General features: G+C 61.7%; 21 protein-coding genes. 9 read left to right on the top strand and 12 right to left on the bottom strand.

Annotated features, from left to right (window positions below; genetic code table 11):
* The 3 genes from JMJ97_RS01925 to JMJ97_RS01935 all read left to right on the top strand — a co-directional run.
* Window positions 1–774 (top strand): hypothetical protein (locus tag JMJ97_RS01925; protein WP_260698971.1); only part of this gene is annotated, 774 nt, incomplete at its 5' end.
* Between the two features lie 250 nt (window positions 775–1024).
* Window positions 1025–1660, top strand: a complete 636-nt coding sequence (locus tag JMJ97_RS01930) for a GyrI-like domain-containing protein (RefSeq protein ID WP_260698972.1) — start codon at window positions 1025–1027, stop codon at window positions 1658–1660.
* A gap of 50 nt (window positions 1661–1710) precedes the next feature.
* Complete coding sequence (locus JMJ97_RS01935; RefSeq protein WP_260698973.1) at window positions 1711–1962, top strand: histidine kinase dimerization/phospho-acceptor domain-containing protein; 252 nt, start codon at window positions 1711–1713, stop codon at window positions 1960–1962.
* 79 nt (window positions 1963–2041) lie between these two features.
* On the opposite strand, the gene JMJ97_RS01940 is transcribed toward JMJ97_RS01935, so the two are convergent.
* Genes JMJ97_RS01940 through JMJ97_RS01965 form a run of 6 tightly spaced genes read right to left on the bottom strand, consistent with a single transcriptional unit; the run spans window position 2042 to window position 6665 of the window.
* Window positions 2042–3439 carry a sensor histidine kinase gene (locus JMJ97_RS01940; protein WP_260698974.1) on the bottom strand — a complete coding sequence of 466 codons (1398 nt, stop codon included), beginning with the start codon at window positions 3437–3439 and terminating at the stop codon, window positions 2042–2044.
* Between the two features lie 26 nt (window positions 3440–3465).
* Window positions 3466–4128, bottom strand: coding sequence for a response regulator transcription factor (locus JMJ97_RS01945; RefSeq protein WP_260698975.1), 663 nt, complete (start codon window positions 4126–4128; stop codon window positions 3466–3468).
* A gap of 45 nt (window positions 4129–4173) precedes the next feature.
* Entirely contained in the window at window positions 4174–4362 is a 189-nt protein-coding gene (locus JMJ97_RS01950) for a hypothetical protein (protein WP_260698976.1), read from the bottom strand.
* A complete protein-coding gene (locus tag JMJ97_RS01955) occupies window positions 4355–5170 on the bottom strand; it encodes an ABC-2 family transporter permease (protein ID WP_260698977.1) in 816 nt (271 codons plus the stop codon). Before JMJ97_RS01955 ends, JMJ97_RS01950 begins: the two co-directional genes overlap by 8 nt.
* Complete coding sequence (locus JMJ97_RS01960) at window positions 5170–5940, bottom strand: ABC-2 family transporter permease (RefSeq protein WP_260698978.1); 771 nt, start codon at window positions 5938–5940, stop codon at window positions 5170–5172. Before JMJ97_RS01960 ends, JMJ97_RS01955 begins: the two co-directional genes overlap by 1 nt.
* Window positions 5937–6665 carry a lantibiotic protection ABC transporter ATP-binding protein gene (locus JMJ97_RS01965; RefSeq protein ID WP_260698979.1) on the bottom strand — a complete coding sequence of 243 codons (729 nt, stop codon included), beginning with the start codon at window positions 6663–6665 and terminating at the stop codon, window positions 5937–5939. The genes JMJ97_RS01960 and JMJ97_RS01965 overlap by 4 nt, the downstream gene beginning before the upstream one ends.
* A gap of 374 nt (window positions 6666–7039) precedes the next feature.
* Between JMJ97_RS01965 and JMJ97_RS01970 the strand changes: the two genes are divergently transcribed.
* Entirely contained in the window at window positions 7040–7408 is a 369-nt protein-coding gene (locus tag JMJ97_RS01970) for a hypothetical protein (RefSeq protein ID WP_260698980.1), read from the top strand.
* A 370-nt stretch (window positions 7409–7778) separates the two neighbouring features.
* Here the strand turns inward: JMJ97_RS01970 and JMJ97_RS01975 are convergent, their stop codons facing one another.
* Window positions 7779–8198: a YjdF family protein gene (locus tag JMJ97_RS01975; protein ID WP_260698981.1), complete on the bottom strand. Its 420-nt coding sequence runs from the start codon at window positions 8196–8198 to the stop codon at window positions 7779–7781.
* 308 nt (window positions 8199–8506) lie between these two features.
* On the opposite strand from JMJ97_RS01975, the gene JMJ97_RS01980 reads away from it, so the two are divergent.
* On the top strand, window positions 8507–8737 hold the full coding sequence (locus tag JMJ97_RS01980; RefSeq protein ID WP_260698982.1) for a hypothetical protein: 231 nt from the start codon (window positions 8507–8509) through the stop codon (window positions 8735–8737).
* Between the two features lie 12 nt (window positions 8738–8749).
* Here the strand turns inward: JMJ97_RS01980 and JMJ97_RS01985 are convergent, their stop codons facing one another.
* A complete protein-coding gene (locus JMJ97_RS01985) occupies window positions 8750–9190 on the bottom strand; it encodes a MerR family transcriptional regulator (protein ID WP_260698983.1) in 441 nt (146 codons plus the stop codon).
* A 105-nt stretch (window positions 9191–9295) separates the two neighbouring features.
* Between JMJ97_RS01985 and JMJ97_RS01990 the strand changes: the two genes are divergently transcribed.
* The 3 genes from JMJ97_RS01990 (at window position 9296) to JMJ97_RS02000 (ending at window position 11638) form a co-directional block, all read left to right on the top strand.
* Window positions 9296–9835 (top strand): flavodoxin family protein, encoded by a 540-nt coding sequence (locus JMJ97_RS01990; RefSeq protein ID WP_260698984.1) that lies wholly within the window; start codon window positions 9296–9298, stop codon window positions 9833–9835.
* Between the two features lie 61 nt (window positions 9836–9896).
* A complete protein-coding gene (locus JMJ97_RS01995) occupies window positions 9897–10664 on the top strand; it encodes a carboxymuconolactone decarboxylase family protein (protein ID WP_260698985.1) in 768 nt (255 codons plus the stop codon).
* Between the two features lie 2 nt (window positions 10665–10666).
* Entirely contained in the window at window positions 10667–11638 is a 972-nt protein-coding gene (locus JMJ97_RS02000; protein ID WP_260698986.1) for an alpha/beta hydrolase, read from the top strand.
* A gap of 77 nt (window positions 11639–11715) precedes the next feature.
* On the opposite strand, the gene JMJ97_RS02005 is transcribed toward JMJ97_RS02000, so the two are convergent.
* Both JMJ97_RS02005 and JMJ97_RS02010 read right to left on the bottom strand, forming a co-directional pair.
* Window positions 11716–12021 (bottom strand): hypothetical protein, encoded by a 306-nt coding sequence (locus JMJ97_RS02005; protein WP_260698987.1) that lies wholly within the window; start codon window positions 12019–12021, stop codon window positions 11716–11718.
* A gap of 197 nt (window positions 12022–12218) precedes the next feature.
* On the bottom strand, window positions 12219–13139 hold the full coding sequence (locus JMJ97_RS02010) for a procyclic acidic repetitive family protein (RefSeq protein ID WP_260698988.1): 921 nt from the start codon (window positions 13137–13139) through the stop codon (window positions 12219–12221).
* Window positions 13140–13460: 321 nt separating this feature from the next.
* On the opposite strand from JMJ97_RS02010, the gene JMJ97_RS02015 reads away from it, so the two are divergent.
* Complete coding sequence (locus JMJ97_RS02015) at window positions 13461–13991, top strand: flavodoxin family protein (protein ID WP_260698989.1); 531 nt, start codon at window positions 13461–13463, stop codon at window positions 13989–13991.
* 194 nt (window positions 13992–14185) lie between these two features.
* Here the strand turns inward: JMJ97_RS02015 and JMJ97_RS02020 are convergent, their stop codons facing one another.
* Both JMJ97_RS02020 and JMJ97_RS02025 read right to left on the bottom strand, forming a co-directional pair.
* Complete coding sequence (locus tag JMJ97_RS02020) at window positions 14186–14560, bottom strand: DUF6508 domain-containing protein (protein ID WP_055309967.1); 375 nt, start codon at window positions 14558–14560, stop codon at window positions 14186–14188.
* Between the two features lie 9 nt (window positions 14561–14569).
* A complete protein-coding gene (locus JMJ97_RS02025; RefSeq protein ID WP_055309968.1) occupies window positions 14570–16303 on the bottom strand; it encodes a DUF262 domain-containing protein in 1734 nt (577 codons plus the stop codon).
* Window positions 16304–16473: the final 170 nt, after the last annotated feature.

A 16473-nucleotide genomic window follows, 5' to 3' on the forward strand; every position in this document is an offset into this window, starting at 1 on the left:
ACCGCAGGAAGCTTGGATACGCCTAGGCGCGGTCCAAGAAATCGTCCGCACCCCCATTTTCGTCACATGCAAATAAAGCACTTTGAATCTCTGCCGTCTCTTCTTGGGAAGAAATACCTCGTAGAAGGGAAGAGCTTGTTCCGATACGGGAATGCGTTGTTCTCGGACCAGTCTATGCTTGCGCATTGCCCCGACCATCGTAGCTTTCGATCATTTATAGATGCAATCACTACAAACGATTTGACGATTGCCGACTTTTACGAAGGGTGCTCAGCCTCACTTGAAGAATTGGTCAACGAAGGGTTTATCTGCATCTCCGTTGATGGCTTCATCGAAGCAACCCCCAAGACGAAACTGCTTTACCGGGTTTGGCAACGTGGCGCTTTCCCGATGTGTCTTCTGCCTGAAGAACTCAAGGCAACTGTCGATGGATTAATTTCGGAGAGGATGCTGGAATACTCAGAACACCTGTTGACTCCAAATGAGGCAGACTACATGAATTTCATGTTTAACGATGCCAAGTTCAGCAACTCAATGGCTCTTCGCAACAGATATGATCACGCCGACGGAGCCGTCAGTGATCCTAATTCGCAGGGGATTGAGCATGATTACTGCTATTTGCTCACTTTGCTCATTTGCCTTGTTCTTAAAATCAATGAGGAACTCTCTGTGTTCACCGGAAAAGGTGGAGTTGAGGATTTCGTCGATTGGCCTTGGATCGACGAGAAGATGCTTAATGATATCCTCACCCGCATGCCACAAGGACAAGAGTGAATGACGCTATCCAGTGAGTATCAAATGGGTACCACTTTGCGGAACATCCTCACGCACTGCATGCAACGTGATGGAATCAGAGCAACACCATAAACCTTATGGACGCTTCTCCTCATTGAGTGGGAATAGAACAAACGTTCGATTCTGTGTTATAATATCCTGCAATGGGCGCGGCCTCTTCCGAAGCCGCGCCCATTGCTATATTTGGTCGGATATCGACGGAAACTCAAGCTCAGGGAGGTTTGTTGCGATGGCGTACGATTTCAAGAAGGAGTTCAGGGAGCTCTACAGGCCGTCGGGCAAGCCGGGCGTCGTAACCGTTCCGCCTATGAGCTACGTTGCCGTGCGGGGCAAGGGCGATCCCAATGCCGAAGGCGGCGAGTACCAGAACGCGTTGCCGCTGCTCTACGGCGTCGCATATACCATCAAGATGTCGAAGAAGGGCCCGCGGGAAATCGAGGGCTATTTCGACTTCGTCGTGCCGCCTCTCGAGGGCTTCTGGTGGCAAGACCGCGCCGATGGCGAGATTGATTATGCGCGGAAGGATGACTTCAACTTCATCTCGTGCATCCGTCTGCCCGATTTCGTCACTCGCGAGGACTTCGACTGGGCAGTTTCGGAAGCTGCCGCCAAGAAGAAGCTGGACTTCTCGGCGGTCGAGCTGCTGAGGGTCGACGAGGGCCTTTGCGTTCAGTGCATGCATACCGGGCCTTACGACGACGAGCCGGCGACCATAGACGCCATGCGCACATTCGCGGCGGAACGGGGCTACGCCCCCGACTTCTCCGAAGCCCGTCTGCATCACGAGATTTACCTCTCCGACCCGCGCAAGTGCGCGCCGGAGAAGCTCAAGACCGTGATCCGTCATCCCATAAAGTTGATTTAGCGAAGCGAGTGACGCCGATCGCTTCGGCTTTTTTTGGGGGGGGGCTCACCGTGGCGTGGTCGGCAACGGGACGCGCCCTGCGACCGGTGGCGGAGGCCGAGGCGCGGGAGCACGCGTTCGTTTGCACCGCCTCGCACGACCTCGTCACCCCGCTCATGGCGGTGACCGCGAACTGCGACGTGCTTGAAGCGGAGGCATCCGATCAGGCCGGCCTTGCGTCCTGGGTCGCCAACATCCGTGCAGCGGCGGACGAGATGACGACTCGCATCGCCGACATGCTCATGCGCATGGGCGGCGACTAGACAGGGTGATCCCTGCAACGGGCATTATTATCCGGGAAGCGTTTGATTGCGAGCCACGCCGGTGTGAGGGCCCGAGTCGTCAGGCCCCGCACAGGGGGACCGCGATGGTGGCCACCGCGCCGCCCGAGGGGCTGTTGGCGAGCGAGACGGAGCCCCCGTGGGCGCTCGCGGCCTCGGAGGCGGCGTGGAGGCCGAGCCCGTAGTGGCGGCCTCCGTCGCGCGAGGAGCGGGAGGAGTCGTCTGTGAAGAGGCGCTCACAGCCGCGTTCGAGGGCGGCGGGAGAGAAGCCAGGTCCGTCATCAGCGACCTCGATGACGAGGTACCCGCCCGCGACGTCGCAGGAGACCGCCACGCGCGAGCGCGCGTGCTCGGCGGCGTTGGCCACGAGGTTCGCGGCGGCTCGCGCCAGGGCGGTTCGGTCGAGCGGGGCCTCGGGCGCGCCCGCGACAGCGGGGCCCGTGGCCGCGTCGAGCGTCACGCCTCGCGCCCGGGCGATCTGGGCGGCCTCGGCGAGGACCTGCTCGCAGAGCTCGGCCGGCCGCATGGGGGCCCTCTCCGCCCCGCCGGACCCGCGCGAGGCCTCGATGAGCAGGCGCACGTAGCCGTCGAGCCTTTCGACACTTCCGGCTATGTCGCGCGCGGCGGCCGCGAGGTCGGCGTCCTTCTCGTCTTCCAGCTCCTCCGCCACGAAGTCGGCGTTGGCGCGCAGCACGGTGAGCGGCGTCTTGAGGTCGTGGGCGAGCGACGCCACCTGTTCGCGCTGCCCCCGCTCCGCGGCCCAGCGGGCCTCGAGCGACTCGGCGAGGGAGGTCCGCATGGCGTCCATCGCGGCGAGGACGTCGTTCACCTCGCGCACGTTGGTGCTGCCGACCGCGAAGTCGAGCTCCCCCGCGCCGACGCGCTCCGCCGCCTCCGCGAGCGGCGCCATCTTGCGCGAGATCACGCGGCTCGCGCGGCGCGCCACGAGCGCGAGCGCGAGCGCGCTTCCCGCAGCGGCGCCGACGAGCATGAGGTTCTGCGGGTTGGGAAGCAGGCCGGCGAGGTCGCGCGAGACCCACTGCGGCAGGTACTCGCTGACGAGTGCGCAGGCCCCGCCGCCCTTGAGCGGGAACGCGGCGTAGGTGAGGCCCGAGCCCCCGCCCTCGATCTCCACTGTGCCCGGATCCGTGGCGAGTGCCGCGCGGGCCATTTCCGTCGCGTCCTCGAGCCGCGTGCCCTCGAGGTCTGTCATCAGCACGTATCCGTCCTTATTCAGGATGAGGTAGCGGTACGCCGTCGGCACGTCCTGCTGCCCGCAGACGCCGTCGCGTGCCAGACCCTCCGCGACCTCGCGCGCATTGGCCGGCCCCCAGCTTGCCTCGTAGACAAAGCCCGCGTTGATCGCCGCGGAGAGCGCCATGAACGAGGCGAGCCACGCCGTGGCGACCGCCGCGAACGCGTAGGCGAAGTAGCGCGCGATGACGAAGGAGAGCGGCATGCCCCCGCGACCTCGCGCCCCGGTCCTCAGAGCTGCCACTTGTACCCCATCCCCCAGACGGTCGCGATCGGATCGGCGCCGGCCTCGGAGAGTTTCCTCCGGGCGCGGCTGACCTGCATGGATATGGCCGCGTCGTCGGCGTCGCTCTCCCAGCCGAGCACTGCCTCGCGGATCTGCGCGCGGCTCATGACCTGCCCGGGGTGGCGGGCGAGGTACTCGCAGATGGCGTACTCGGTGGGCGTGAGCGGCACGGCCTTGCCGCTCACGGCGAGGCCGCGCGCCCCGAGGTCGATCCGCACCTCCCCGAAGGAGAGGGCGTGCGAGCGCGGCCGGCGCTCACGGCGTAGATGGGCCGCGACCTTGGCGCGCAGCTCCGCGGCCCCGAAGGGCTTGCGGACGTAGTCGTCGGCGCCCAGGCCGTAGCCGGCCACGGCGTCCTCCTCGGCCACGCGCGCGGTCAGGAAGATGATGGGCCCGTCGAAGTCCGGGCGGATCTGCCGCACGAGCTCGAAGCCGTCGAGCCCCGGCATCATGACGTCGCAGAGCACGAGGTCGAAGCGCGAGAGGTCCATCCCCGGGACCGCCGTCGGGTCCGCTGCCTTGACGACCTCATGACCGTCGCGGCCGAGGACGCGCGCGAGCGCGTCGAGGATCGCCCGCTCATCATCCACTGCCAGTATCCTCGCCATGTTCGACCTCCTGAAACTCCCGTCGGCATTGTACTTGCGCCGCGCTCAGCGGTCCAGAGCCCCGCGCGCAGCCGCGGGCGCGGGCGCCCACATGGCGATCTCAGGGTTGGGCAGCACGCGGTCGGCGATCGAGCGCAGCGCCGACCCCCAGCCGGCGTCGAGCAGGGCATTCCCGCCCAGGACGAGCGCTGCGGAGAGGAGGGCGAGCACGGCGGCGAGCGGCTTCCTACTCATCTGCCCTCCCGTCCTCGAAACGGCAGAACCAGGCCAGAAGGACGGCGGCGGCTGCCAGGGTGAGCACGAGGCCAGCGAGCGCAGTCGTGAGGAGAGGGCCCGCCGCGCGTGCGGCGTCGATGAAGGCCTCTACCCCGAGCGACCCCAGGCGCGCGGGCCAGGCGAGCGGCACCCAGCTCAGGGGCGTCGCCAGGGCACCGGTGAGCTCGCCGGTCATGAGGCCGTGCGCAAGTCCGCCCACTGAGAAGAACGCGAGGAGCATCCCCGCCGCGCCGGCGCCGATGGCGGCGTTGCGGCCGAGGCGCAGGGCCACGCCGAGCTCCAGCGCGTAGAGGGGCAGGCTGCCCAGCACGATGCCCGCCCAGGCGGCCGCAAGCGGAGCGGGCCCGAGCGGCAGGCGCCCGGCGACGGCGAGCACGGCCCCGAACACGCCGAGCGCCACGGCCAGCGCGCCCGCGCCGAGCGCCGCAAGGGCGAGCAGCTTCGCCGCGACGGCGCGCCCGCGCGAGGGGACCGCCGTGAGGTTGGCGAGGCGCCCGGCAGTGCGCTCCTCGTCCACGGCGAGCCCGCAGACGATGGCGGACATGAGCGGCATGAGGGCGCCGAGGAACTGGGCGTAGGCGTCCGCGCCCAGCGCCGGGTCCCATCGGGTTACGGAGAAGTACTCGCCGCAGGCAAGACCGGCTGCCAGGCCGCAGACGAGGTGCACCGCCGTGAGCGGGGAGCGCGCCAGGCGCAGGGCCTCGGAGAGCAGGGCCCGCGGGAGAGTCATGCGCGGCGTCGGGTCGGAGAGTCGTGTCATGGCCATCACCTCTCCTCGGAGCGCGCGAACCAGGCCGCGCCCGCCGCCGTGAGCGCGGCGAATGCGAGCGCGCAGACCGCAAGGCCCGCCAGTGTGAGCATGCCGTCCGCCGTGAGCGCCCCGCCGAGCGCCATGTCCGCCGCGAGTGGCTCGCCGCTCGGCAGCACGGGGATGAAGCTCGTGGGGATGACCATGCTCGCCGACGGCGGAAAGAGCTGCGGCAGCGGCACCAGCGACCAGGCGAACCCACCCACGAGCTGTGCGGCGAGCGGGCAGAAGATGCCCGCGAGCATGCCGAGTCGCGCTGTGAGGAAGAGCCCTGCGGGGATCATCCACGCCGCGGTCACCGTGTTGGCGAGCGCGCAGAGGAGCATCGTGAGCGTGCCCGCGGCCGTGAGGCCCTGCGAGGAGAACGCCGAGCCCGCGAGGTAGATGCCGAAGACCACGAGGTTCGAGAGCGTGCAGAGCGCGAGGCACCAGAGCGCCTTGGCCCACCAGGCGCGCCCGAGCGGGAAGCCCAAGCCTAGAAGCCCCCGCATCCGCGTGCGCGTGTCCGCCCGCGCGACGCACGCCACCACGAGCGAGAGGGCCACGGGCAGGAAGAGCGCGTACCAGTAGTTCCACGCGCTGAAGATCTGCACGCCCCGGTAGGGCATCGCGCCGAGCAGCGGCATCGGCAGCGCCATGAGCACGGCCAGGCGAACCGGTGCCGCGTGGCGCGACTTCAGGGCCTCGGCGCGCAGGCACGCGAGCAGGCCGCCTTTCTCGCCCGTCATGCCGCCACCTCCCCGCGCGCTCGACGCCCCTCCCGGCAGACGCTCATGAAGAGTTCCTCGAGGTCCTGCCCGGGCCGAAGCGCATCCTCGTAGGCGAGGCGCCCCCCGTAGATGATGCCGATGGTGTCAGCCATCTGCTGCACCTCGGAGAGGATGTGGCTCGAGACGATCACCGTCGTACCCGCCGCCGCGAAGCCGCGGATCTGGTCGCGCAGCTCCTCGATGCCGATGGGGTCGAGGCCGTTGGTGGGCTCGTCGAGCACGAGCAGGCGTGGCCGGGCGATCAGCGCCAGCGCGAGCCCCAGGCGCTGCCGCATGCCCATCGAGAAGCGCCCGGCGCGCTTCTTCCCGGTGTCCGCGAGGCCCACGGCGGCGAGCACCTCATCTACGCGGCTCTCGGGAAGGCCCAGCAGCGTGGTGCGCACGCGCAGGTTCTCGCGCGCGGTGAGGTTGGGGTAGAGCGGCGCCTCCTCGATGAGGCTGCCGATTGCGTAGAGGTCCTCGCGGCGCCAGGCGTGCCCGGCAAAGAGGATCTCCCCGGCCGTCGGCCGCAGCATTCCGCAGATCATCTTGAGCGTTGTCGACTTGCCGGCGCCGTTGGGGCCGAGCAGCCCGTACACCTCGCCCTCGCGGATATGAAGGCTCACGTCGGCCACGGCGTCCTGCGCCTGGTCGCCGCGGCCGAAGCGCTTGGTGAGCCCGCGCGTCTCGAGCATGTAACCCATGGGTTCGTCCTTTCTCTTCCGGGCGCGCGGGCCGAGTCGCCGTGCCCGCGCGCCTTACCTTTCGGGTTCACCATCCATGGTGGGGCGCGTTTCTAACGAAGCCGTAACGGCCGTTGGGCTCTTTTGGCGCCAACCCTTCTCGACCCGTAGGCCACTCATGGTATGTTTATCGCGATAACAAGGACGGAGGTGCCCGCGGCACGCAATAAGTACCCGGAGGAGGCGGTCGAGAAGATCAGGGGTGACGGCCCAGCGAGTGTTATTTTGCGAGCTATGCGCATTGAAATCGACCTTTCGTGGTATAAACTACTCGCCGGAAGCCGCGGCTTTCAGAGTACGGCTTACGTGTACGTTTAACCTCCGTGGGCGACGGGGTGCCGCAAGGCGTAGAATATCGCCCACCTGTAGGGGCCTGCAACGATGCGGGCCCCGCTTCGTATGAAGGGGGCGTAACCGATGAAGATCGTATCCATCCCCAGGACTTCTTCGATCTCGTCGAGGGCGACCGCGAGCCCATGCTTAAGCACAATCGCCCCTGCATCGTGGTGGTGAGGCTGCGTTTCCGCGGGAAGCGCAGGGACTTCGCCGTGCCGCTGCGCTCCAACATCGCCCCTAACGTGCCCAAAGACCAGTACTTTGTGTTGCCACCCCGCCCCACGACGCGCCCCGGCTGCCGCCACGGCATCCACTACATCAAGATGTTCCCCATAACCAAGGCCTACCAGCGCCGCTTCAGGACCTAGGGCTCGGCCTACTACGAGACGTTCCGGCGCATCATCGATGGCAACACCAAGCGCATTGTCTCCGAGTGCCAGGCGTACCTCGACCGCTACGAGCGCGAGGGAAGGCCTCGCTTTGCCGTCGACATCGACCGCATCGTGGGGCTGCTGGAGGGCGAGAAGTAGGGCACCTCGGCTCAGTCTCGAGCCATGCGGAGTCGCTCCGCATTTTTGAACGCCGCGTGTGCGTCCCAAATACTTGAGAAACAAGCTGTGAAGTGCAGTGGCGCGCCCGTGCCCGCGCGCAGCCGTTACCATCAGCGTCTACGCGGCGTCGGCTTCAAGTGGAACTGACGCCGCTGCTGTATATGGTTTGCCTTGCTGCGAATGGCGATCAAAGCCCGCGATGTTTCTGCTTGCGCTTCAACTTTCGCTGCTCGAAGCGCGTCTCCGCCTCATCCGCGCGACGCTGACTTCTTGCTTGAGCCGACTCCCGCTTCATCGCTTCCCGCTGTGCCGCGAGCGCCTGTTGTGCCTTGGTGCTCATCGCGGGCCGTTTAAGGGCTTTCACTGCCTCGCGAGCGCGCCGCTTGGGGTTCTTCGCGGACTTGCTCGCCTCGGTCGGATCGTGGCCGAAGAACGAGAGCTTCGCCCATTTGTTGACAACGAATCGCAGGATCTCCTCATTGGACGGTTCTGCGCCGAAGACGATGCGGGCGGCGCCGTATCTGCCGTCCTCGACGTGCTCCGCCAGCCCGACCCAGAATTGGCCGTCGTGATATACGGTCAGGGTGGACGACACGCTGATCTGCATGGTTGGTTCCTCCTTTATGTAGATGACCATGCAGAGAAGGGACAACCAAGGAGGCAGGTTACTGATGCGGACTAGCGCACGCCCACGACTACCCGACGGGGACTGTGTTTTCATCTCTGGTGGTTGGATTGTAGCACGTGCGAATGCGCCCGGCATCGCTGCTGACATGGCGCTACTGGGATTCGCTCCTCGATGCATCCTTGTGCACATTGCCTTCTCGGTTTCGAAACTTTAGAAATAATCGAGTTTCGAAACCGAGAAGGAGTGGATTATGGCTTGGGTAGACCGCAATACGTACCGACTCCACCGTGTTGGAGAGGCTGGCCGAGTACATGATGGACAACTCCGGCAACCTCAACTCGCCCAACAACATCGCCAACGTCCTCGACGCCAACAGAGTTCCCACCAACCACGTCACCGTCGGGCGCTATATCTTCTACCTCCGCGACGCCTTCGTCTTCTATGAGGCAAAGCGCTATGACATCAAGGGGAAGAAGTACATCACTAACCGAAGAGGACTCCTCACCGAATTCCCTTGAGATCGGGCGGCATTATTGAGTGTGGGCGTTATCGTAGGTATCTTTGATTTCTTTTGGCAAATTGTCGGGAATCAGCGCCTTCACTCTATCCTCGTTGCCATCTTGGATTGCCTGCTCGTAGTACCAGCATTTGAACTTCAACATATCCAGCGCACGGTTCATGTTTGCGATCTCCGACTCCATGTGGGCCTTCTGCTCCTCGAACATGGCCTTGCGCTTGGGATATGTCGATGGGCCCTCCGCGCACCATTCCATGAACAGCCGGATGTCCTTGATCTCCATCCCAGCCTTCTTCAGGCATTCGATGACCCGAAGCGCCTCGAGCTCCGTATCGCCGAATCGGCGAATGCCGGACGTCCGCTCCAATTCCGGAAACAATCCCTGCTTGTCGTAATACCGCAGCGTGGAAACGGGCAGACCGAACATCTCCGCCACCTGTCCGATTGTGTACATGGTCCCTCCGTACGAATCTCGAATTCACTCCTTGACCTAAAGTCAGGTTTAGGTATTACCTTCATTCTCGTCAATATAAATCGCGAGTTCAAGGGGTATTCCGTAATGAGCAAAACGGTTTTGATAGTCTCCTCAAGTCCTCGAAAGAACGGCAACTCCGAGACGTTGGCGGACGCGTTCGCCAAGGGCGCGCGGGAAGCGGGCCACAGCGTGGAGACCGTGCGCCTGCGCGAAAAGCAGCTCGGCTTCTGCAAGGGCTGCCTTGCCTGCCTGAAGCTGGGGCACTGCGTCATCCAGGACGATGCTGTGGGAATTGCCGCCAAGATGCACGATGCGGATGTGTTGGTGTTCGCAACGCCCGTCTACTACTACAGCGTCTGCGGCCAGCTCAAGACCATGCTGGACCGCGCCAACCCGCTTTTCAGCTCCGATTATGCATTCACCGAGGTGTATCTGTTGGCGACGGCGGCGGAGGACGGGTGCTCGACCTTCGACGGCGCGAAGAAGGCGGTGCAGGGATGGGTTGACTGCTTCCCTCGTTGCACGCTTGCCGGAACGGTACTCGCCGGCGGCGTGAACGGCGTGGGCGAAATCGCCGGGCATCCCGCTCTTGACCGGGCGCGACGAATGGGCATGGGAGTCTAGGCGCGGCTTAGTTGCGCGGAAGCAGTTTTGCACTCAAAACCATCGACAGGAGGAATCAAACATGACGATTAAGCAGACGGCGGGCAGGGATGCCCTGGGGGACTTTGCCCCCAAATTTGCACAGCTCAATGACGATGTGCTGTTCGGCGAGGTGTGGAGCCGAGAAGACGGGCTTTCCCTTCGAGACCGCAGCGTGGTGACGGTGGTGGCCCTGATGGCGCAGGGACTGACGGACTCTTCGTTCCAATACCATCTGATGTCCGCAAGGAACAATGGCGTGACTAGGACGGAGATAGCGGAAATCCTTACGCACGCGGCGTTTTATGCGGGATGGCCCAAGGCATGGGCGGCCTTCCGCATGGCGAAGGAGGTCTGGGCGGACGAGGGCGACGGCACCGACGCAAAGGCCCGACACCAAAACGAGATGGCTTTTCCCATCGGTGCCCCCAACGACGCATTTGCGAAGTACTTTATCGGGCAAAGCTACCTCGCGCCCCTTTCCACCGAGCAGGTCGGCGTCTACAACGTGACGTTCGAGCCCGGCTGCCGCAACAACTGGCACGTCCATCACGCCAAAAGCGGTGGCGGACAGATCCTCGTCTGCGTGGCCGGTCGAGGGTTTTACCAGGAATGGGGCAAATCGGCACAGGAACTGCGCCCTGGCGACGTGGTCAACATCGCCCCGGGTGTGAAACATTGGCACGGTGCGGCGCCCGACAGCTGGTTCTCCCATCTCGCAGTGGAGGTTCCGGGCGAGGAGGCCTCCAACGAGTGGTTGGAGCCCGTGGACGACGAGCAATACCTTAAAGCGACTGACAAGGAGGCTTAGGCATGGAGCAGTTGAAACTGACGCGGGAATGGGACAAGGTGTTCCCCAAAAACGACAAGGTTGAGCACAGCAAGGCGACCTTCCACAACCGCTACGGCATCACGCTGGCTGCCGACGTGTACGTGCCTAAGAACGCGGAAGGCAAGCTGCCCGCCATCGCCGTCAGCGGCCCGTTTGGCGCGGTGAAGGAGCAGTCCTCCGGTCTGTACGCGCAGAAAATGGCGGAGCTGGGCTTTTTCGCAATTGCCTTTGACCCGTCCTATACCGGCGAGAGCGGCGGTACGCCCCGCTATGTGGCATCCCCGGACATCAACACCGAGGACTTCTGCGCAGCGGTGGATTTCCTCTCCGTGCAGGAAAGCGTTGACCCGGAGCGTATCGGCATTATCGGTATCTGCGGTTGGGGCGGCATGGCAGTCAATGCGGCGGCCATCGACACCCGTATCAAAGCTACCGCGGCTATGACCATGTACGATATGACCCGCGTGACCGCAAACGGCTATTTTGACGCCGAGGATTCCGAGCAGGCGCGCTTTGAAAAGCGGAAAGCGTTGAACGTGCAGCGCACCGAGGACTATAAAAACGACGGCTATGCGCTGGCGGGCGGCGTGGTCGATCCGCTACCGGAGGACGCGCCGCAGTTTGTAGCGGACTATTACGCCTACTACAAAACTCCGCGAGGCTACCATCCCCGCAGCCTGAACTCCAACGGTGGTTGGAATGTGACGTCCTCGCTGTCGTTCCTGAATATGCCGATTTTGCAATACAGCAGCGAAATTCGCTCTGCGGTATTGCTGGTGCATGGCGAGAAAGCACACTCCCGCTATTTCAGCGAAACCGCGTACAGCAAGCTGACGGGGGACAACAAGGAATTGCTCATTATCCCCGGTGCCAGCCACACCGACCTCTACGATCAGATGGACGTCATTCCGTTTGGAAAGCTGAAAGCGTTCTTTGAGGAGTATTTGAAATAAGACGCACCTTGCTTTTTACTTATTAACGGTCATGCATTTAGCGAGGACGGTTTGCGGCAAGACGCCTCGCCGCGCTACTAGTCGTCGGCCCGCGCCGCCGAGAACAAGGCACCCAAGTCTGCCTGGATCGCCTCTGCCTTGCTTCCAAGCTGCAGCGGAGCCGAATCGCCCGAGATGTTCACGCTCAGCAGGTGCGCATCCGGCAGCTTTGCGGTCATGCTCCAGAACGGGAGTGTAATGATGCCGGGGGTCATCTCGCCCACGCCGAGCTCCAGCAACAGCACGCGGCTACTACCGCGCTCGCGCACGAAGCGCTCGTATCGTTCGAGACTCTCGCGCCATACCGTGCCCAGCAAAAACGTGTCGTCTCGCACCCACGGCACAAGCTGCCAGCCGCAGTGCGGGCATCGGGGGACATCATCGCTGCGGATCTCGAAGCCCGCACTGCCCACGTGGTTGTAATGATTGGCGTGAAGGCGGCCGTTGGAAAGAAACTCATTTCCGTGGGGAAGAAACTTCTCGGTGAGTAAAGCTCATCGGAGCGGGGATAGAGCTTTGTCTGCGGGGTACGAAATGCTGGCTAGCGGTTGCGACGCCTTGTTGCGGAAATGCCAACTGCTGCAATTACGCCACCGGCAACACTCAGGGCGGCTGCCATCGCACCGTTGTCGCCCGTCGCGGGTAAGGTGGTCCCGGCTGGTTTAACCGCCGCTACTGCCTTAGTGGAAACGGGATTTGCCGCGGGCTTGTCTGCCTTGGGCTGCGGTGTGGGCTCGGGCTTGGTTTCCGGTTCGGGTTTGACCTCTGGGCTCGGTTTAACACTTGGATCGGGTTTGGAACCGCTCGTATCGGTTGCAATCAAGTGCACGTCGCTGTCGAAGACGTAGCGGATGTAGTAATCGTGCCGCGTTTCGTGCATTATCCCCTGCCCGCTGTCGAAGTCACGGTCAACGTGTGTGCTAAGGTGAGTTGAGCTGATGAGGTTCAGCCTGTAAGGGATTTGGTCGTCGGCGTAGCCGCCTGTAAAGACTGCGGTTGCTCTAACGTGATTGTCGATCATGGTCAGGGCAATAGAGACGCTGGCCTCTTTGGGGTTCTCGGTTTTTATAAGGCCTTCGGTATCGGTGTCAATCTTGAAGAGAAGGACGGTGTCGTTAAGCCCGTAGATGAAGTCTTCGGGTTTGTCGGGGAAATCGTATACAAACGCCTCATTCTGGACCAACATAAAGGCAGGAGGGAGCTCCAGGTCATAGTTATGGTCGACAACGGTGGTAGCTGTGAGGCTGCCTTCCGCGTTGGCTTCGTCGCAGGTAATGGGTGCTGCGACATCGGTTTCGGGCATTTCTGTCGCCAGTGCTGCGCAGGGTAGCAAAAGCAGTCCTGCCACAAGAATGCTTACTCCGAAGGCGGCGATTCTGGCGTCTGCATGACGCTTGACGTCGCGGATAGACAGGCCAGTCCGTTTGTTATGGGTCTGCGGTGCAACATACTGTCCATACATAAGACGTTCCTTGTTCGTAGGCCGGTTTCCGCGGATCTATATTGCGCCTGGCCGATGCGGCTAGGCTCTTTCACGCGAACGCTTATGCGAGCAGGGAGAAAGCTCAAGCTAATTTTCTCACAGTCGATACTTTGCGAGCAACGATTTGCTGTTCAATTCTCGGAGAGAGAATCAAGGTGGCCGAGGAGTTATCAGGCAATGAGATTGTGTCTAGAGAACACGAACGAGAGATGCGATCTACAGACGACTGAATAGCTCCATCCGTTTTGGTTACAACGAAATGTATGCCGCGCGCCTGCGGCATGAAGAAGGGAGATTCTTATGAATATCGTTGTATTGAGCGGTAGCCCGCGCAAGGGCGCCAATACCGACACCATGGTCGAGGCGTTTGCTGAGACCGCGCGTGAGGGTGGCCATACGGTCGAGGTCATCCGCGTTGCCAGTAAGAAAATCGCTGGTTGTCTGGGGTGTCAGTATTGCTTCGCCCACGAGGGCACTTGCGTGCAGAAGGATGACATGGCCAACGTGATCGAGTCGCTGAAAGACGCCGACATGGTTGTCTTCGCTTCGCCTATCTACTGGTTTGATATCACCGCGCAGGAGAAGGCCGCCATCGACCGCCTGTACGCCTTCGGTGCCACGGGTTTCCCGTTCACCAAGACGGCCCTTTTACTCGATAGTCACAGTGAGGGCGTCTATGATGCGGCGATTGCTATGTACAAGTCAACCTGCGCGTACTGCAAGTGGGAGGACCAGGGCATTGTCACCATTAGCGGTATGACCGAGCGCGACAGCATGGCATCGTCGCTCAAGTTGGAAGAGGTGCGAGAGCTCGCTCGCAAGCTCGCCTAAGGGCAAGAAGAACGCATGGCAATCGGTGTTGGTGGAAAGCCTACTTCTCTTGCCAAGAGGGTTACTGATTGCCATGCATAGTTGCTGACATTTTCTTTTGCAACTTTTGCTATTTTTTGCAAGTTTTGCTATCAGCTGTAACTGGCCTTTATCTGAGGAACGCTCCTTGATTTATTGCTTATCGTTGGTAGCTGTCACGGTCGAAATGTCTTCGCGGCAGTCGATCGGCCCTCGTCGAGCTCCTTCAGCCGGGAGAGGCAACGGTCCAGAAACCCGCTCCTGGCTTGCGCGGCAAGGAGTCCGTCGCAGAAGCGGTCGCCACGAACGCACCACGTGATGCATGCACGTATCAGGTCAATGTCCCCATGGTCGATGTCGCAGCTGTCTATGCCTTCCGAGGTGTCGATGCTATGGCGTTCAAGCGTCTCGAAGTAGCTGGTGTCCGCGAACCCGTCCAGTTCATAGAAATCGTCGACGAAATCCTCGAGTCCGAACGTCCCGCCCCCAAACTCGACATTCATGTTTCTGTCCGCCAGCTTGCCAGCGTACTTGGTTAGTCTTTCGAACATGTTCGCTCCTTAGCTCAAAAGCCCGTTGTCGCCCAGGTAGTCCACGAAGGCATCGATGATCCGTGCCGTGCGAGTCGCGATGTCTATTTCGGTGAAGTCTCCCATGACTTGCGTCAGGCGCTTGAGTTCCGCGATATTTGTTCCGGCTTTGCGCTTGCCGTTGCCGTCGGTGTATCCCTCATAGTACTTGCGTTTATCGCAGAATCTGTAGTCGGCCGCGCGGATGTTTACACGCTTCTCGAGCAGCGCCTTGTTACCCAGCGCCTCCAGGCTGGATTGATCGACGAGCGGGTCTATCTCGTTGCGCTTCTTGGCATAGATGTGCTCAATTTCGAGCGTGGTGTCTAGGTCCATGAGTGGTTGATCTGGGTCTGCGTACGCCCACCAAGTGAGCATGGACTTCGTTACAGGCCTGCCGTTGGTGAACACGTAGGTCCGGAATCGCTCAGCAATATTTGCGCGATTGAAGTGGTGGTTAGGAAACTCCACCGGGCGGTGCTCCACGATGTTGATCATCTCGGGATACACTGGCGAACGCAGCGCGTTCACGCCGGGTCGCTCAATGGCGTAGGCGAAAATGAATGCCGTGATCTTGTTTAGAAAGCCGTAGAGTGCCTCGTCATCGAGGACACCTTTGCTGTCGCTGTTGGCAAGGAACCATACGCTTAGCAGATAGGTCCACATGCCGTTGGGGGCGTAGTTCAGCACGAAGAGCCTGCGGAGCACGCGCTCGCTGAATCCTTCCTGCGCGTCGACGCGTTGCCAGAAGCCGAGCAGGGCCTCAAGATCGCCGAGCGTGGCGTCCTCCTTGAGTATGGCGTAGCCATCGGCACCGAAGAAGTCGCGCAACGATGCGGTGGTCGTGTCGCGGATGCCTTTCTTCGCGCGGCGGTAGTACATATAGCGCGTAAATAGCTCATCGGTTGGTGTACCGCGCATGGGCCGGAAGATAGCGTTCGCTCCCTCCTCGAGCCCCTTCCAGCGACGGATGAACTCATCCTTGCGCCCCGTGTCGGAATAATGCTTGTAGAACTGGCTCTTGAAGATGTCGGCATCCGAGAGAGGCAACCCTCGGTCGTTTAGAGTCGAGAAGATGCGTAGCGCGGTGTCCTGCGACTCCGCTTCAATGGGCAACAGTATCACATTGTTGATGACGCGTGTGGCCATGTAGACGGTGTAGGTGGGCCACTCGCTCACCAGTTGCTCAATTTTCCTCTGGAAGAAAGCAAAGTTGCGGGCATAGGCGCTTTTCCAGCCATCGCCTACATTGCCCTCTCGTAAAATCTCGAGGAATTCATTTTTGTCGTTGTCCGATGCAACCTCGGAGTCGATCTTGAGACGCTCCATGTCGGGCTCGTCGAACTCGTCGGTCTTCCATACACAACGGGCGATTGCCTCGCGCATCTTCACAGACTGCTTATCCTTCATGTTGGTGAACTTGTCGTAGAACGCGCGGAGCAGCAGCATGATGGTGGTGAGGCGTTGCTGGCCGTCAATGATCTCGAGTTGGCCAGAGAGGTTCTTAAAGGTGACGATGGGTCCTAGGAAGTATTCGTCGTTCTCGCTGTCGAAACGCTCGTAGTCATCGCCTGGAAAAGCGAACGAGAACAGGTCATCCCACAGCGTTGCGCATTCATCCTCGCCCCAGGCGTAGGGCCTCTGGTAGTCGGGGATGAGGAAGTCTGATCGCTTATCGGTGAGAAGATCGCGAATCGATCGCTGGTCGATGTTGAGCTTGGACATGAGCTGTACCTTCCGCGCGGGAACAATCAAGATGACACGGATTATATCGCCGAAGTCGTCATTCGCTCTATTGCTGCGAGCTACCGAATCTAGCAACCTCTGGCCAACCCTTACGGTTTCATGTCGTGATTCATATCGGCGCCGATCAATGCCCGTGATGCTTCTGCTTG

This window comes from Collinsella aerofaciens, from assembly GCF_025289055.1.
Lineage (GTDB): Bacteria > Actinomycetota > Coriobacteriia > Coriobacteriales > Coriobacteriaceae > Collinsella.

Excerpts from the sequence above, each read along its gene's own strand:
- JMJ97_RS01930 (WP_260698972.1), top strand. The coding sequence starts at position 1,025 with ATGGCGTACGATTTCAAGAAGGAGTTCAGGGAGCTCTACAGGCCGTCG.
- JMJ97_RS01940 (WP_260698974.1), bottom strand. The coding sequence starts at position 3,439 with ATGCCGCTCTCCTTCGTCATCGCGCGCTACTTCGCCTACGCGTTCGCG.
- JMJ97_RS01945 (WP_260698975.1), bottom strand. The coding sequence starts at position 4,128 with ATGGCGAGGATACTGGCAGTGGATGATGAGCGGGCGATCCTCGACGCG.
- JMJ97_RS01950 (WP_260698976.1), bottom strand. The coding sequence starts at position 4,362 with ATGAGTAGGAAGCCGCTCGCCGCCGTGCTCGCCCTCCTCTCCGCAGCG.
- JMJ97_RS01955 (WP_260698977.1), bottom strand. The coding sequence starts at position 5,170 with ATGGCCATGACACGACTCTCCGACCCGACGCCGCGCATGACTCTCCCG.
- JMJ97_RS01960 (WP_260698978.1), bottom strand. The coding sequence starts at position 5,940 with ATGACGGGCGAGAAAGGCGGCCTGCTCGCGTGCCTGCGCGCCGAGGCC.
- JMJ97_RS01965 (WP_260698979.1), bottom strand. The coding sequence starts at position 6,665 with ATGGGTTACATGCTCGAGACGCGCGGGCTCACCAAGCGCTTCGGCCGC.
- JMJ97_RS01975 (WP_260698981.1), bottom strand. The coding sequence starts at position 8,198 with ATGCAGATCAGCGTGTCGTCCACCCTGACCGTATATCACGACGGCCAA.
- JMJ97_RS01985 (WP_260698983.1), bottom strand. The coding sequence starts at position 9,190 with ATGTACACAATCGGACAGGTGGCGGAGATGTTCGGTCTGCCCGTTTCC.
- JMJ97_RS01990 (WP_260698984.1), top strand. The coding sequence starts at position 9,296 with ATGAGCAAAACGGTTTTGATAGTCTCCTCAAGTCCTCGAAAGAACGGC.
- JMJ97_RS01995 (WP_260698985.1), top strand. The coding sequence starts at position 9,897 with ATGACGATTAAGCAGACGGCGGGCAGGGATGCCCTGGGGGACTTTGCC.
- JMJ97_RS02000 (WP_260698986.1), top strand. The coding sequence starts at position 10,667 with ATGGAGCAGTTGAAACTGACGCGGGAATGGGACAAGGTGTTCCCCAAA.
- JMJ97_RS02010 (WP_260698988.1), bottom strand. The coding sequence starts at position 13,139 with ATGTATGGACAGTATGTTGCACCGCAGACCCATAACAAACGGACTGGC.
- JMJ97_RS02015 (WP_260698989.1), top strand. The coding sequence starts at position 13,461 with ATGAATATCGTTGTATTGAGCGGTAGCCCGCGCAAGGGCGCCAATACC.
- JMJ97_RS02020 (WP_055309967.1), bottom strand. The coding sequence starts at position 14,560 with ATGTTCGAAAGACTAACCAAGTACGCTGGCAAGCTGGCGGACAGAAAC.
- JMJ97_RS02025 (WP_055309968.1), bottom strand. The coding sequence starts at position 16,303 with ATGTCCAAGCTCAACATCGACCAGCGATCGATTCGCGATCTTCTCACC.